Annotated in this window: 14 protein-coding genes; 3 read left to right on the forward strand and 11 right to left on the reverse strand. The window is 73.4% G+C overall.

What is annotated here, in order from left to right; all coding sequences use genetic code 11:
- Positions 1–19: 19 nt before the first annotated feature.
- Genes ABZ192_RS28105 through ABZ192_RS28115 form a run of 3 tightly spaced genes read right to left on the reverse strand, consistent with a single transcriptional unit; the run spans position 20 to position 2,867 of the window.
- Positions 20–760, reverse strand: coding sequence for a TrmH family RNA methyltransferase (locus tag ABZ192_RS28105; protein ID WP_356927260.1), 741 nt, complete (start codon positions 758–760; stop codon positions 20–22).
- Complete coding sequence (locus ABZ192_RS28110) at positions 757–1,968, reverse strand: HTTM domain-containing protein (RefSeq protein WP_356927261.1); 1,212 nt, start codon at positions 1,966–1,968, stop codon at positions 757–759. The genes ABZ192_RS28105 and ABZ192_RS28110 overlap by 4 nt, the downstream gene beginning before the upstream one ends.
- A complete protein-coding gene (locus ABZ192_RS28115) occupies positions 1,965–2,867 on the reverse strand; it encodes a DUF5819 family protein (RefSeq protein ID WP_356927262.1) in 903 nt (300 codons plus the stop codon). The genes ABZ192_RS28110 and ABZ192_RS28115 overlap by 4 nt, the downstream gene beginning before the upstream one ends.
- 433 nt (positions 2,868–3,300) lie before the next feature.
- On the opposite strand from ABZ192_RS28115, the gene ABZ192_RS28120 reads away from it, so the two are divergent.
- Entirely contained in the window at positions 3,301–4,434 is a 1,134-nt protein-coding gene (locus ABZ192_RS28120; protein WP_356927263.1) for an acyl-CoA dehydrogenase family protein, read from the forward strand.
- 38 nt (positions 4,435–4,472) lie between these two features.
- Here the strand turns inward: ABZ192_RS28120 and ABZ192_RS28125 are convergent, their stop codons facing one another.
- The 4 genes from ABZ192_RS28125 to ABZ192_RS28140 form a co-directional block, all read right to left on the reverse strand.
- Positions 4,473–4,802, reverse strand: coding sequence for a rhodanese-like domain-containing protein (locus ABZ192_RS28125; protein ID WP_356927289.1), 330 nt, complete (start codon positions 4,800–4,802; stop codon positions 4,473–4,475).
- A 97-nt stretch (positions 4,803–4,899) separates the two neighbouring features.
- Positions 4,900–5,811, reverse strand: coding sequence for a hypothetical protein (locus ABZ192_RS28130; RefSeq protein ID WP_356927264.1), 912 nt, complete (start codon positions 5,809–5,811; stop codon positions 4,900–4,902).
- Between the two features lie 71 nt (positions 5,812–5,882).
- Positions 5,883–7,316: a DUF2252 domain-containing protein gene (locus ABZ192_RS28135; protein ID WP_356927265.1), complete on the reverse strand. Its 1,434-nt coding sequence runs from the start codon at positions 7,314–7,316 to the stop codon at positions 5,883–5,885.
- 122 nt (positions 7,317–7,438) lie between these two features.
- Complete coding sequence (locus ABZ192_RS28140) at positions 7,439–8,146, reverse strand: ScbR family autoregulator-binding transcription factor (protein ID WP_356927266.1); 708 nt, start codon at positions 8,144–8,146, stop codon at positions 7,439–7,441.
- Between the two features lie 189 nt (positions 8,147–8,335).
- On the opposite strand from ABZ192_RS28140, the gene ABZ192_RS28145 reads away from it, so the two are divergent.
- Positions 8,336–9,367: a ScbA/BarX family gamma-butyrolactone biosynthesis protein gene (locus ABZ192_RS28145; RefSeq protein WP_356927267.1), complete on the forward strand. Its 1,032-nt coding sequence runs from the start codon at positions 8,336–8,338 to the stop codon at positions 9,365–9,367.
- Positions 9,364–10,299, forward strand: a complete 936-nt coding sequence (locus ABZ192_RS28150) for an NAD-dependent epimerase/dehydratase family protein (RefSeq protein ID WP_356927268.1) — start codon at positions 9,364–9,366, stop codon at positions 10,297–10,299. Before ABZ192_RS28145 ends, ABZ192_RS28150 begins: the two co-directional genes overlap by 4 nt.
- On the opposite strand, the gene ABZ192_RS28155 is transcribed toward ABZ192_RS28150, so the two are convergent.
- From ABZ192_RS28155 to ABZ192_RS28170, 4 genes are all read right to left on the reverse strand, one after another.
- Positions 10,244–11,590: a cytochrome P450 gene (locus ABZ192_RS28155; protein ID WP_356927269.1), complete on the reverse strand. Its 1,347-nt coding sequence runs from the start codon at positions 11,588–11,590 to the stop codon at positions 10,244–10,246. The two genes, ABZ192_RS28150 and ABZ192_RS28155, sit on opposite strands and share 56 nt — an antisense overlap.
- Positions 11,591–11,766: 176 nt before the next feature.
- Positions 11,767–12,456 (reverse strand): ScbR family autoregulator-binding transcription factor, encoded by a 690-nt coding sequence (locus tag ABZ192_RS28160; protein ID WP_356927270.1) that lies wholly within the window; start codon positions 12,454–12,456, stop codon positions 11,767–11,769.
- Positions 12,457–12,625: 169 nt separating this feature from the next.
- Entirely contained in the window at positions 12,626–13,285 is a 660-nt protein-coding gene (locus ABZ192_RS28165) for a response regulator transcription factor (protein ID WP_356927290.1), read from the reverse strand.
- Positions 13,275–14,528 carry a sensor domain-containing protein gene (locus tag ABZ192_RS28170; RefSeq protein ID WP_356927291.1) on the reverse strand — a complete coding sequence of 418 codons (1,254 nt, stop codon included), beginning with the start codon at positions 14,526–14,528 and terminating at the stop codon, positions 13,275–13,277. The genes ABZ192_RS28165 and ABZ192_RS28170 overlap by 11 nt, the downstream gene beginning before the upstream one ends.
- Positions 14,529–14,593 lie beyond the last annotated feature (65 nt).

Consider the following 14,593-nt stretch of genomic DNA (forward strand, 5'->3'; position numbering starts at 1 on the left):
CGCGCAGTTCCCCGCGCCCCTAAGGCACGTTGCAGCTCCAGTGGTACAGGGTCATGGCCACGCTCGTCGCCAGGTTGTAGCTGCTGACCTGGGGGCGCATCGGCAGGGACAGCAACTGGTCGGCACGCGCGCGTAGTTCCGGTGACAGGCCCGTGCGTTCGGAGCCGAAGGCGAGGACGGCGTCGTCCGGGAGCTTCACGCCCCGGATGTCGTCGCCCTCGGGGTCGAGTGCGAACAGCGGGCCGGGCGGCAGGGTGGACACCTCCAGCCGCTCCACCGCCGTCGCGAAGTGCAGCCCGGCCCCGCCGCGTACGACCGTGGGGTGCCAGGGGTCGACCGTCCCCGTCGTCACCACGCCCGTCGCCCCGAAGCCGGCGGCCAGGCGGATCACCGCGCCCGCGTTGCCCAGGTTGCGCGGGTTGTCGAGGACGACGACGGGGGCCGTGCGGGGCGTGTACGCCAGCTTCCGGAGGTTGGACTCGCGGGAGGGCCGTACGGCCAGGGCGGCCACGGCGGTGGGGTGCGGGCGCGGGACGAACGACGCGTACGTCTCGTGCGGCACCTCCGTCAGCAGCCCGGCCAGCGCGTCCCGTACGTCAGGGGCCAGCTCGTCGGCGAGGGCGAGCGTGGCCGCCCGGTCGGCGGCGACCGCGACCGGCACCTCGGCACCGAACCGCACGGCGTGCTTGAGGGCGTGGAAGCCGTCGAGCAGGACGGTGCTGCCGGCGAGCCGGCGCCAGACGGTGACGGGGTCGGTCATGTCCCGAAGCCTACGTGCGCGGCCTCCGGGCGGTCGTGCGTGTGCTGCTCGGGGAACCGGGCGGGCCCGCCGCGCCGCAGCAGCCGGTCACGCGCGCGTGCCGCCCGGCCGCCCAGGCGGCGCAGGAAGCCCGTCGGCAGGAACACCGCGTCCGCCGCGATCATCGCCAGCGAGAAGAACGGCAGTCCGAGGACGACGGCGATCACGGCGTGCTCGGTGATCATGAGCGCCAGCAGGACGTTCTTCACCCGCCGGTTGAACAGCGTGAACGGGAAGGCGACCTGCACGAGGACCGTCCCGTAGGTCACGAGCATCACCATCGTGCCGCTGGCGGTCAGCAGGTCGGCGAGCCCGGGCCAGGGCGAGAAGTACTCCAGGTGGAGCGGGTAGTAGACGGCGGTGCCGTCCTGCCAGCGGGAGCCCTGGATCTTGTACCAGCCGGCCGTCGCGTAGATCAGGCACGCCTCGGCCATGATCACGAACAGGGCGCCGTTGTGCACGACGTTCGCGACGACGTCGAGCATGATCCGCGGCTCACCGGCCTTCGCGCGGCGCCCGGTCAGCCACCACAGGGCCTGCGCCGCCCACACGGTCCACAGCAGCGCCGGTATCAGCAGCTCGCCCTCCATCCGGCCGGACAGGGTCGCCCCGATCAGCAGGAACCCGAGCACTCCCCACAGGGCAGGGCCGGTCCGGTCCGTGACCCGCTCGCCCCGCGCGTGTGCCGCCCGGGCCCGCGCGGCCCGCCGGGCGTCCAGCGACCACACCTGGGCGCAGCGCGTGAACACCAGATAGACCGACATCAGGTGCAGCACGTTGTCGCCGCCGTCGCCCATGAAGACGCTGCGGTTCTGGAGCGACAGCACGCCGACCATGAACAGCACCGACATCGTGCGGGTGCGCCAGCCCAGCATCAGCAGGGCACTGGCGAGGACCGCGAGCAGGTAGACGGTCTCGAACCAGATCCCGCCGTCCGACCACATGAGAGCGGTGAAGGCCTTGTTGGTCCCGATCAGCTGCTCGGCGAGACCCCAGCTCCAGGGCCCGTCGGGGCCGTAGAGCTCGTGGCGGTGGGGGAACTCGCGCAGCAGGAAGAGCAGCCAGGTCGCGCTGAAGCCGATGCGTATCACGGCGGTCTGGTACGGGCCGAGGGCGGCCTCGGTGACCCGGGCGATACCGCGCGAGACGGCCAGGGAGAAGCGGTTCACCGCACGCCACCCCCGGCCTCGTCCGCCGGCACCGGCCACCACGGCAGCTCCCGGTAGGCCGGCGTCGTGGACACCTTCTCCCGGCTCCACTCCGGCGGGGGCACGTTGCTGGTGCGGGAGCGGACCTGGACGCGCTCGATGACGCCACCGCCCCCGGTGGCGGCCCGCACGGCGTCGTCACGGTCGAGGCGCAGCACCACGATCCGGCGCAGATACGACTCGGAGAGCGAGCCGCGCAGGCCCACCGGGCGGTTCTCGCCGTCGTGTGTCGCGAGGAAGAAGTCCCAGGCCCGGCGCAGCTCGTTCTGCTGGGTGTGGCTGGGCAGCAGGTTGCCGTCGATGGCCCGGCCGTCCTCCGCGGACAGGTCGTACCAGCCGGTGGTCAGCGTCCCGCCCTCCCCGTCCCGGATCTCGGCGCGGACCTGGATCGAGATGTTCTGCTGGAGCGGGTTCGGCGCGAAGAGCTTCCAGTTCTGCTCGAACTCCGGGTAGATCCAGTCGTCCACGGCCTTGCCGTGCTCCCGGGTGACGGTGTTCGGCGGTGCGACGTGCAGGAACGTCATCCCGAGGTGCGCACAGGCCACGACCGCGACGACCGCGAGCGCCAAGGCGACGCCGATCTGGTAGCGGAGGGAGAGCGCGGCGATACCCGCACGGGGTCGGGCGGCCGGGTCCGGCTCGGCGGGCGGGTGCGGCTCGGTGGCCGGATCCGGCTCGGCGGGCGGGTGCAACTCCTCGGCAGGCCCGACGAACGGGGTGGGCGCACCCGCATCGGCCGGCGTGCCCGAAGCCGCCGGCGCGCCCGACTCGGCGGGAACACCCGGCGCGCTCGGCCCGGCCGGCCCCTCCGGCCCGTCCGGCCCGTGCCGGGCGTTCGAGCCTCCGTCGTACGCGTCCATTCAGCCCCGTCCACGATCCCGGTCCGTCGTTGTCGCCCGCTCGGTCACGAGGGCGTCGCACCGCCCGCGCACCGCTGCGCGACGTCGGCACGGGCACCGTACTCAGGCCACTCACCCGGGCACAGCCTCTTGCGCCGGTTCCGGCCGTGGCCGTCACCACACCACGGAACGCGACCCCAAGTCGGCCGGGGGCCGACCGGAAGCCGACCGTACGGCGCCCGCGTCGGCCGACGAGCGGTGATCCCTCTGGTCCACAGGGGTCCCCCGCAGGTTATCCACAGGGCGGCCGGCCAGGTCGCCCGCAGGAGTGACACCCTACGGCTCCCTCCCGCACACCCATTCCCTTCTTCTAGAACCTGTTCTACCTTGCTGCTCCGTCAGCTCCAGTCAGCTCATCCGTCAGCTCGAGGGACCGGCCGGAAGGACAGGCACCGTGGACTTCACCTTCACCGAGGAGCAGCAGGCGGCGGCCGAGGCGGCGAAGGGCGTGTTCGCCGGGGTCGCGCCGGACACCGTGCCCAGCCCCGCCCTCACCACGGGCGCAGTCGCCGACACCTTCGACCGCGCCCTGTGGGCCAGGCTCGCCGATGCCGATCTGCTGAGCCTGCTGCTGGACGCGCGCCACGGCGGGGCCGGCCTGGACGCGATCGCCCTGTGCCTGGTGCTGCGGGAGTCGGCGCGCGTCCTGGCCAGGGTGCCACTGCTGGAGAACAGCGCGGCGGCCGCCGCGGTCCAGGCCTACGGCAGCGAGGAGGCCAAGGCCGCCCTGCCGGCCCGGGCGGGCCGGGGCGAGCTCGTGCTGACCGTCGCCGCGCACGGCCGCACCGGCCACGACCCGGCCGAGCCGGCCGTCACCGCACGGCGGGACGGCGGGGTATGGGTGCTGGACGGAGTGCAGACGGCGGTGCCGTGGGCGTACGACGCGGACGTCACGGTCGTCCCCGCGCACACGGAAACGGGCCGGACCGTGCTCGCCCTGGTGCCCCGTGACCAGGAGGGGGCCGTCCTCGCCGAGCAGTTCTCGACGAGCGGTGAGCGGCTCGGTGAGCTGCGGCTGGAGTCGGCGCGGCTCGCCGCCCGGGACGTGATCGACGCGGACGGGGCTTGGGAGTGGCTGCGGGATCTGCTGACCACCGGGACGTGTGCGCTGGCGCTCGGGCTCGGGGAGCGTGTGCTGCGGATGACAGCGCAGTACACGAGCGAGCGGGAGCAGTTCGGCTTCCCGATCGCGACGTTCCAGGCGGTCGCCGTGCAGGCCGCCGACCGCTACATCGACCTGCGCGCGATGGAGGCCACGTTGTGGCAGGCGGCGTGGCGGATCTCCTCGGGGGCCCCGGGGGCGCTGCCCGTCGCCGGTGACGTCGCCGTCGCCAAGATCTGGGCGGCGGAGGGCGTCCGCCGGGTCGTGCAGACCGCGCAGCATCTGCACGGCGGATTCGGCGCCGACGTCGACTACCCCCTGCACCGGTACCACGCCTGGGCCAAGCACCTGGAGCTGTCGCTCGGCCCGGCGGCGGCGCACGAGGAGGCACTCGGCGACCTGCTGGCGGCCCACCCTCTGGCCTGAACCCACCAGCGACCGGGCACCGGAGGACGAGGCGGGCGCTACAGGACGAACCCGGGCTGCCCGTCGTCCGTCACCACCGGACGGCCCGCCGCCTCCCACACCTGCATGCCGCCGTCGACGTTCACGGCGTCGACGCCCTGCTGGGCCAGGTACATCGTGACCTGGGCGGAACGCCCGCCGGAGCGGCAGATGACATGGACCCGGCCGTCCTGCGGGGCGGCCTCGGTCAGCTCGCCGTAGCGGGCGACGAACTCGCTGATGGGGATGTGCAGCGCCCCTTCGGCGTGACCGGCCTTCCACTCGTCGTCCTCCCGGACGTCCAGCAGGAAGTCGCCGTCCTTGAGGTCCGCGACCTCGACCGTGGGCACACCAGCTCCAAAACTCATGCCTCCGACGCTACCCGAACCGGCGCCCGGCCCGACCGCAGTGCGGCCCGACGGGGGGGCGGCCCGACCGGAGTCCGGCTCAGCCCTCGGCGAGCAACGCGGCCAGCTCCCGCTCCCGCTCGGTGACCTGGGTGAGCAGCTGCTGCCCGATCTCGTCCAGGAGGCCGTCCGGGTCGTCCGGGGCCAGCTGGAGCATGTGGCCTATGGCGCTCTCCTCCAGCTCCTTGGCGAGCAGGGCGAGCAGCTCCTTGCGCTGGGCGAGCCATTCGAGGCGAGCGTAGAGCTCCTCTGCGCGGCTCGGGCCCCGTTTCAGCTCGGGCCCCTTGGCCCACTCCGCGGCGAGCTCGCGCAGCTCCGCCTCGTCGCCCCGGGCGTAGGCGGCGTTCACCCGGGTGATGAACTCCTCGCGCCGCTCGCGTTCCTTCTCCTCCTGCGCCAGGTCCGGGTGGGCCTTGCGGGCCAGCTCGCGGTAGAGCTTGCGGGCCTCCTCGCTGGGGCGGACCCGCTGCGGGGGCCGGACCGCCTGGTCCGTGAGCATTGCCACGGCCTCCGGGAAGAGGCCGCTGTCGTCCATCCAGCCGTTCAGCAGCTCCTCGACGCCGGGGATGGGCGCGAGCCGGGCCCGGGCCTCCTCCGCCCGGCGCCGGTCCTCCGCGTCGCCGCTGCGGGCGGCTCTGGCCTCGAGGATCCGGGCGTCCAGTTCCTCCAGCCGGGCGTACAGCGGACCGAGCTTCTGTTCGTGCAGCCGGGAGAAGTTCTCGATCTCGACGCGGAAGGTCTCCACCGCGATCTCGTACTCGATCAGCGCCTGCTCGGCGGCCCGCACGGCCCGCTCCAGCCGCGCCTCGGGCCGCGCCGCCTCGCCTTCGCTCTGCGCCGCGCCGTCCTCGGGGCGAGGCTCGCCGCCCTGGGCACGCGCCGCGTCACCTTCGGGCGTCACCCGTTGCTCACCGGCGCCGCCACCACCCTGCTCAGCTTCCGGGGTCGTCACCCGACCAGCGTAGGCCACGGCCCGACCGCTCCTGCGCTGCGGACCGTCACCCGCTCGAGGCTCCTCAGAGGTCACACCCCCATCTCAGCGGCAACCTTCCCCGCCCGCACCGCCGCCACCAGGCCGGCGTGGTCCGCCTCCGTACGGTCCGCATAGGCGACGGCGAACGCGGCGATCGCCTCGTCCAGCTCCTCGCTCTTGCCGCAGTAGCCGGCGATGAGGCGCGGGTCGGCGCTGTGGGCGTGGGCGCGGGCCAGGAGGGCGCCGGTCATCCGGCCGTAGTCGTCTATCTGGTCGGCGGCCAGGGCGGCCGGATCGACGCTGCCCTTGCGGTTGCGGAACTGGCGGACCTGGAAGGGGCGCCCGTCGACCGTCGTCCAGCCCAGCAGGATGTCGCTGACGACCTGCATCCGCTTCTGCCCCAGCACGACCCGCCGGCCCTCGTGGCCTGCCGCCGGCGCGTCGAAACCGGCCGTCACCAGATGCGGCACCAGCGCCGATGCCCGCGCCTCCTTCACCTGGAGCACCAGCGGCTCGCCCCGGTGGTCCAGGAGCAGCACCACGTAGGACCGGGCGCCGACACTGCCGGTGCCGACGACGCGGAACGCCACGTCGTGCACCGCGTGCCGGGCGAGGAGCGGCAGGCGGTCCTCCGGCAGTGTGCCGACGTACTCCTCCAGGGACGCCGCCACCGCCGCGGCCTCCTCGTCCGGGACGCGCCGCAGCACCGGCGGGGCGTCGACGAAGCGGCGCCCGCCGTCCTGCGTGGCCTCCGTCGACTTGGCCGCGAAGCGGCCGCTGGTGTTGTGGCGGGCCTTCTCGGAGACCCGCTCCAGCGTGCCGATCAGGTCATGGGCGTCCGTGTGGGAGACGAGTTCCTCGTCCGCGATGGCGTTCCACGCGTCCAGTACCGGGAGCCTGGCCAGCAGGCGCATGGTGCGGCGGTAGGCGCCCACCGCGTCACAGGCCGCCTTGCGGCACCTGTCCTCGTCCGCTCCGGCCTCCCGGCCCGCGAGCACCAGGGACGCCGCGAGGCGCTTCACGTCCCACTCCCAGGGGCCGGGCACCGTCTCGTCGAAGTCGTTCAGATCGATGACCAGGCCGCCGCGCGCGTCGCCGTACAGGCCGAAGTTGGCCGCGTGGGCGTCGCCGCAGATCTGGGCCCGGATCCGGGTCGTGGGGGTGCGCGCCAGGTCGTGGGCCATGAGGCCCGCTGCGCCGCGCAGGAACGCGAACGGGGTGGCGGCCATGCGGCCGACCCGGATCGGCGTCAGCTCGGGGAGCCGGCCTCGGTTCGACTCCTCGACCGCGCTCACCGCGTCGGGCCGGGAGGGGTCCGGATCGAGCGTGGCGTGCGCGCTGCGCGGGATGCCCCGGCGCAAGGCCTTGCCCTCGTCCTTGGGCGAGCCCTCGACGGGCCACTCGGCGAAACCGCGCACCCGCGGCAGCCGACGGGTCGCCCCCTGCGCCGCTCCGCCTTCGGCTCCGGCACCGTCCCTGGTCACACCGACCGCCTCCCCCGTACACGCACGAACATCAACTCGTGCGACCGTACAGCCGGCGGCCGAAATGCGTCAGACCCTGTGGACAACTCCACAGCTGTGGACAACCCGTGCAGAGCACACCGCTATGCCCCCGTGGAGACCTGCGTCGGTACAGCCTGCTCCTGAACCTGCACCTGTACCCGCCCCTGCACGGGCACCTCCACCTGCCCCTGCGCCAGCACCCGCTCGGCCCGCTCCGTCGAGATGTCGAGCCGGGCCAGCACCGCGGGGACGGCGATACTCGGCAGGAAGTGTTCGAACATCACGACGATGCGGCGCTCCAGATCCTGCCGCTGGCAGCGCAGCTGCGACAGCAGCTGCACCCCCGAGAAGCTGCCGACCAGCAGCTCCGCCGTCTCCGCCACGTCGACATGCGGCAGCAGTTCGCCCTGCGCCTTCGCCTCGGCCAGCATCTGCACGTTCTGGTCGATCCACATCCGGAAGGCCGGAGTGCGGTCGAGGTCCATCGCCCCCTGGTCGAGGGCGAGCCCCACGCTGGCGCGAACCAGCGGTTCGGACCGCAGCCGGCGGGCGAGCACCAGACCGGAGTCGACGAGTTCCTGGAGCTTGCTGGACTGCGGCGGGAGCGCGATCGCGAGCTGCTCCTCGAACACCCCCAGCGCCAGCTCCTCCTTGGAACCGAAGTGGAAGTACAGCGCGCCCTTGGTGACGCCCGCCCGGTCCAGGATCTCCCCGATGGTGGCCGAGGTGTAGCCGCGTTCGTCGAAGACGGCCGCGGCCGCTTCGAGGATGGTCCGCCGGGTGCGGATCGCGCGCTCCTGTCGCGCCATCGGGTGCCTCCAGATCTCCGTCGATTCCTGTGAAATCGCTGTGCAGCGGGGGCGCGAGAGCCAGTCCCGGCGGTTTGGCCCACCCTTTGAAAAAAACCGGCTCGTCCGTATCTTAGTCAGTCGCCGATCTCAGCCAGGCAGCCGATCCTGGGGGTTCTCATGCCGCAGTCAGAACCTTTAAGCGCACCCGTGGACGATCAGACCGGACAGGAGGGCCGTCCGGCAAACAGAACCACCGCGGCCGTCGAGAACGCGCCACACGCCGCGGCCACCGACCGCACAGAACCCCCCGACGCTCCCGGAGTCCCCGAGACCGTCCCGGTCACCAAGGAACTCGCCCACCGCACCACCGACGCAGACGTCTTCCCCACCCGGTGGCGCCGAATCTCCGAAACCCGCTTCCGTTTCACCGCTCACTGGCCGGCCGACCACGCCTTCTTCGGCCCCGTGGACGACCGCCACCAGGACCCGATGGTCGTGGGCGAAACGTTGCGGCAGGCCTCGATGGTGCTCGCGCACGCCGAGTTCGGCGCCCCCGCCGACACCCACTTCGTCATGTGGGACCTGACGGTCCACACCGACCCGTCCGCGCTCCTGCTGGCGGACGCGGCCGAACCGGTCGACGTCGACGTCGTCTGCTCCGAGATACGCCGTCGCGGTCGCGGTCTGAGCAGCATGCGGACGACGATGGAGTTCCGCCGCGCGGGACGCTTCGTCGCCCGGGGCACCGGCAGCACCGGCTGCACCTCGCCGCTCGCCTACCGCCGTCTGCGGGCGAAGCAGTTGGCCGAACTGGGCACCCCGGTGCCGCTGCTGCCGGGCGTATCACCGGCGCTCGTCGGCCGCTCCCGCGCCGAGGACGTCGTCCTCGCCCCCGCCGACCGGCCCGGCGTCTGGCGACTGCGCGTGGACACCGGCCACCCGGTGCTCTTCCCGCGGCCCAACGACCACGTGCCCGGCATGGTCCTGTTCGAGGCAGCCCGCCAGGCGGCGACCGCCGCGTCCGGCCGGCAGCCCTTCCTGCCCCGCTCGATGACGGCGGCCTTCTCCCGGTACGCCGAACTGCGCACCCCGTGCTGGATCGAGACGGAGGTGCTCGACGAGAACCCGCGGGACCCGGGGGAGGCGACCGTACGGGTCTCGGGGCGGCAGGACGGCGAGTCCGTCTTCAGCGCCACGCTGACCTGCGCGCAGCCGGTCCGGGTACGGTCCCTGTCGTGACGGTCGACTTTCTGATCACGGGCGCGAGCGGCTTCGTCGGCAGCAGGGTCGCCGCCGTCGCGCGCCGGCAGCCCGGCACCCGCGTACGGCACTTGTCACGCCGTACGCCACCGGGAGCCGGCCCCGGCGAGTTCGTCCGGGGCGACCTCGGCGACCCGCTCTCGCTGCGCGGCGTCTGCGCGGGCGCCGACGTCCTGGTGCACTGCGCCGCGCGGATCGGCGGCGACCCCGCGACCGTCGAGGCCGTCAACGACCTGGGCACGCGGGCCCTGGTCGAGGAGGCCGTGCGCGCCGGGGTGCGCCGGATCGTGTACGTGAGCACGGCCGCCGTGTACGGCCGGGGCCCCTTCCGCGGTGTCCGCCCCGGGGAGGTGCCGATCGCGCCCGCGTCGGCCACCAGCCGCACCCGGGCCGCCGCCGAACGGCACGTGCTCGACGCGGGCGGCCTGGTGCTGCGCCCGCACCTCGTGTACGGCGAGGGCGACCAGTGGGTCGTCCCCGGAGTGGCGTGGCTGCTGGGCGAGTTGTCGGCGACGACCCTCACCGGCTGCGAGGCACTCCTGTCGATGATCGACGTCGACACCCTGGGGCGTGCGGCGGTGGCCGCGGCCCTGTCCCCGGCGCACGACGGCGGTGTGCACCACGTCAACCATCCCGAGCCGGTGAGCGTCCCGGAGCTGGTCGGGGCCGTGCGGACCGTGCTGGACGAGCCCGGCGGCGGTGCGGCGGTGGACGTCTCCACCGCCTTGGACCGGGCCGCCGGGAAGCCGCTCGCCCTCCATCACCTCGGCATGCTCACGGTCGACCACTGGTTCGTGGACGACGCCTTCTGGAAGGGGCTCGACTGCTCGCCCGGCGAGGGGTTCACGGCCGGATTCAGTCGCGCGGCACCCTGGTACCGCTCGTTCCTTCAAGGCCGGAAAGCTTCCTGATCGCCTCCGCCTCCTCGGGACGCGGGCCCGGGTCGGGTGCGGCGCTCCCGGGCCGGCCGTGCAGCAGCACGGGCAGTTCCTGGTGCCCCGTGGAGATGATGGACCGCAGCCGCCGCGGAGGCCGGGCCGGATCGGCCAGGGCCAGCCGCGGGAACCGGTCGAACAGGGACGTCAGGGCCACCGTCGCCTCGGCCATGGCCAGGGGCCGGCCCAGGCAGTGGTGCACGCCGTGGCCGAAGGAGACGTGGTCGCGGCTGGTGGACCGGGTGACGTCGAACCGATCGGCGTCCGGGCCGTGCCGCTCGGGGTCGCGTCCGGCACCGGCGAACGAGACCACGACCGGATCGCCCTTCGGAATCGTCAGACCCGGCTCGATCTCGATGTCCTCGACGGCGTAGCGCAGCCCCGACATGGCGCCGGGCGCCTCGAAGCGCAGCGACTCCTCGATGGCGTCCTCCCAGGTCACCTGCCCGGAGCGGACGAGTGCGAGCTGATCGGGGTGGGCGAGCAGGCTGTGCACGGTGTTGTCGATGAGGTTGACGGTCGTCTCGAAGCCCGCGGTGAGCAGCAGGATCAGGTTGTCCATCAACTCCTGTTCGCTGAGGCTGCCGTCGTCGTGCGCGGCCATGAGGGCCGTCGTCAGGTCGTCGGCCGGGTGCTCGCGCTTGTACCGGAGGAACGCGGTCAGCGTGCCGTACAGCTCGACTCCGTTGGCCTGGGCGTCCTCCAGGGTGATCGCCGTGTCGAAGAAGCGGTTGATGATGCGGTAGAGGGACGCCCGCGGACCGTCCTCACCCGGCGGTACGCCGAAGAGCTCGCACACCACCTCGTGCGGTATCGGCGCCGCGAACGCCGCCCGCAGGTCGACGACTTCGCCCTCGGGGATCCGCTCCAGGCCGTCCAGCGCCCGGTCGACGATCTTCTGGACGCGCGGCAGCAGCGCGTCGACGCGGCGCTTGGTGAAGGCGGCGGCCATCGGTTTGCGCAGCCGGCTGTGGTCGCTGCCGTAGGCCGTGACCATGTTGCGCACCGACACCCAGATCGCGAGCGGCCAGGTGCGGGAGATGTCCCCGTTGATCCAGGCCGGCCAGTGCTGGAAGGCGTCCTTGCTCGTCTCGGGGCCGGCCAGGAGCCGCTTGTTCAGCTCCAGGCCGTTGATCCACCACGCCCGTACGCCGCCGGGGAGTTCCACCTCCACGGCCGGTCCCCGGGCCCGGATGCGGGATATCTCGCCGTACAGGTCCTGGCCGGACGGGTCGATCGCCAGGAAGGGGCAGGCCTGCTGTGCCATGACTCATCGCTCCTCGGTCCAGAGGCTGGGGAACCATCGTGCGATCCACGTGACGAAAAAACTTGGCATCCGGTTTGTTTTGGCCACCACTTCACCCACTGTCGGCCAGAGGCAGCCCCGGCCGGGCGCCGATCAGACACGGGCGGCGACCAGGCAGGGGGCCCGGCGACGCCCCGCTACCGCAGCGCGAGCCCCGCCCGGCCCGGCTCCTCCCACGCCCCGCCGGTCTCGTCCGCTGCCCGGCCGGAATCCGGCTCGGTCCCGGCCGGGTCCAGCACACCGGCCAGGTGCGGTGCGGCCACGCACGGCAGGAGCAGGTGCCACAGGTCCGTCAGCGAGGGGCGGGCGAGCCAGCCGGAGTCCTCCCGGGCCAGCACCTCGATGCCGGTCGTGGCGGCGAGGACGACGGCGCAGGAGCGGTGCGACGGCATCCCGGCGGCGAGTTCGCCCCTGCGCTCGGCCTCGGCCAGCAGCGCGTGCACGCACTCCCGCCACTCCCGTCGCAGGTCACGCACCCGCCCGGCGACCGCCTCGGCGTTGAGCCGCAGCCCCGCACGCACCACGACGTCGGCGCACAACAGCCGTGCGACGTGGTGCGTGACGTCCACGAGACGCTGCAGGGCGCACCCGTCACCGTCGCGGGCCCGGGCCGCGATCCGGCGCAGCCCGCGGGCGGCGGCGTCCTCGACGGCTTCGGCCACGGCGGCCTTGTTCGCGAAGTGGAAGTGCAGCGCCCCGGAGCTGACGCCGGCTCCCGCGCTGATCTCCGCGAGGCTGGCCCGGACGTATCCCCGTGCCTCGAACTGCTCGGCCGCCGACCGGATCAGCGCGAGACGGGTCCGGACGGCCCGGTCCTGTTTGGTCACCCCTGGCTCCCCTGGAGGGCTCTGATGGCGACGCAATGAAACCAACTCGCTGGTTTTTCCACAACGCGCCGACGAGCCGGGGGTCTTGGTCGGCCGGGCCGCTCCGCCGGGCGGTGGGCCCACGCGGCGGTGACATCGCCGCCGAGCACCTCGCGGCCCGGAGCCGTGCCTACGACCGCAAATACGCCAGCACGGCCAGCACCCGGCGATGGGTCTCGTCCGCCGGTGGCAGGTCCAGCTTGGTGAGGATGCCGGAGATGTGCTTGCCGACGGCCGCCTCGGAGACGACCAGTTCGCGGGCGATCGCGCTGTTGGACCTGCCCTGCGCGATCAGCGCCAGCACCTCCCGCTCACGCGGGGTGAGCCGCTCCAGCGGGTCGCGGCGGCGGCGCAGCAGCTGCCGTACGACCTCGGGGTCGACGACCGTGCCGCCGTCGGCCACCTCGCCGAGCGCCTCGACGAACTCCTCGACCTGGCCGACGCGGTCCTTCAGCAGATAGCCCACGCCCGTGCCGTCACCGGAGTCCAGCAACTCGGCGGCGTACCGGCGCTGCACGTACTGGCTGAGGACCAGCACGGGCAGCGTGGGCCGCTCTTGGCGCAGCCGTACGGCCGCGTGCAGGCCCTCGTCCTGGAAGCCGGGCGGCATCCGCACGTCCGTCACCACCACGTCGGGGGCGTGCTCCCCGACGGCCGCGATCAGTGCCTCGGCGTCGCCCACGGCCGCGAGCACCTCGTGTCCGCAGCGTTCGAGCAGCCCGACGAGCCCGTCCCGCAGCAGCACGCTGTCCTCGGCCAGGACCACCCGCAGCGGTCGCTCAACTCGCAGGGCCACAGGGGATCTCCACACGCACCAGGGTCGGTCCGCCGGGCGGACTGGACAGGGAAAGTCTGCCATCGAGCACCGACACCCGGTCGGCGAGTCCGGTCAGCCCGCTGCCCTCCCCGGCCCGCGCCCCACCGCGGCCGTCGTCACGGACCTGCAGGACCAGCCGGCCGTCGCGGTGCCCCCCGCTCACCTCCGCCCGGCTCGCCCCGCTGTGCCTGCCCACGTTGGCGAGCGCCTCGCACACCACGAAGTACGCGGCGGCCTCCACGGCCTGGGAGAGCCGCCCGGGCAGCTCCAGGTCGACGTCCACGGGCACGGCCGAGCGGTCGGCGGCGTCGGCGACGGCGGCTTCGAGGCCGTAGTCGGCGAGGACCTTGGGATGGATGCCGTGGATGAGTTCGCGCAGTTCCGCGAGGGCCGTGCCCGCCTGCTCATGGGCCTTGGCGAGCTGGTCGGCCAGCGGTCCGGGCGGGGCGTCCAGCCGGGCCAGGCCGAGCGTCATCGTCAGGGCGACGAGCCGCTGCTGCGCCCCGTCGTGCAGATCCCGCTCGATCCGTCGCCGTTCCGCCTCGAAGGCGTCCACCAACCGCACCCGGGACCGGGCCAGTTCGACCACCCGGGCCCCCAGGTCGGCCTCGCGCGGGGCGATCAGCAGCCGTGCCAGCCCGGCCCGCGCACCGGCGGCGACGCCCAGCAGGTAGGCGCCCGGGGCGAGCAGGACCAGTCCGACAACGGCGAACCCGAACGCGGCCGGCCAACTGGTCACGGTCCACACCTTGAGGACCTTCGCCTCCTGCCCGTCGCCCACGGTGGCCATCAGCAGCGGCGTGAGCGCCACGACCACCGGGCAGAGCAGGGCGACGCACAGCGCGAGGGCGTCGACCGGCCACAACAGCCCCGCGAACAGCACGGCATGACCGAGCTCACGCCAGGTGGCCCGCTCCCGCAACCGGGTCGTCAGCCACGCCCGCAGGCCCGGCTCGCCGGGCGTCCCGTGCTGCCCGGGCGCCGGGCCCGGGTCGACCAGCCGCAGCCTGTGCCGTTCCACCGCGGCGACCGGGATGCCCGCCAGGGCCGTGCACAGGAGCAGCGGCAGCCCCACCAGCACGAGCGCGAACACACCCCCGACCACCGCCGAGGCCACGATCCCCACGAGCACGACGACGCCGGTCACCGCACCGGTGAGCAGGTACGCGGCCGAGCGCCACGGCCACGCGGACATCAGGTAGCCGGGGCGGCCCATGGCCTGCCACACGTTCCGAGGCTGCATGGGGATCACCGTAGAAGCCCGCCACGGCCCCGGCCATG

Origin of the sequence: Streptomyces sp. NPDC006235 (genome assembly GCF_040613735.1) — a bacterium.
Lineage (GTDB): Bacteria > Actinomycetota > Actinomycetes > Streptomycetales > Streptomycetaceae > Streptomyces.

Bases quoted from the DNA above. Each gene is read 5' to 3' on its own strand.
- ABZ192_RS28105 (WP_356927260.1), bottom strand. From the start codon at position 760: ATGACCGACCCCGTCACCGTCTGGCGCCGGCTCGCCGGCAGCACCGTC.
- ABZ192_RS28115 (WP_356927262.1), bottom strand. From the start codon at position 2,867: ATGGACGCGTACGACGGAGGCTCGAACGCCCGGCACGGGCCGGACGGG.
- ABZ192_RS28140 (WP_356927266.1), bottom strand. From the start codon at position 8,146: ATGGCGCGACAGGAGCGCGCGATCCGCACCCGGCGGACCATCCTCGAA.
- ABZ192_RS28155 (WP_356927269.1), bottom strand. From the start codon at position 11,590: ATGGCACAGCAGGCCTGCCCCTTCCTGGCGATCGACCCGTCCGGCCAG.
- ABZ192_RS28170 (WP_356927291.1), bottom strand. From the start codon at position 14,528: ATGGGCCGCCCCGGCTACCTGATGTCCGCGTGGCCGTGGCGCTCGGCC.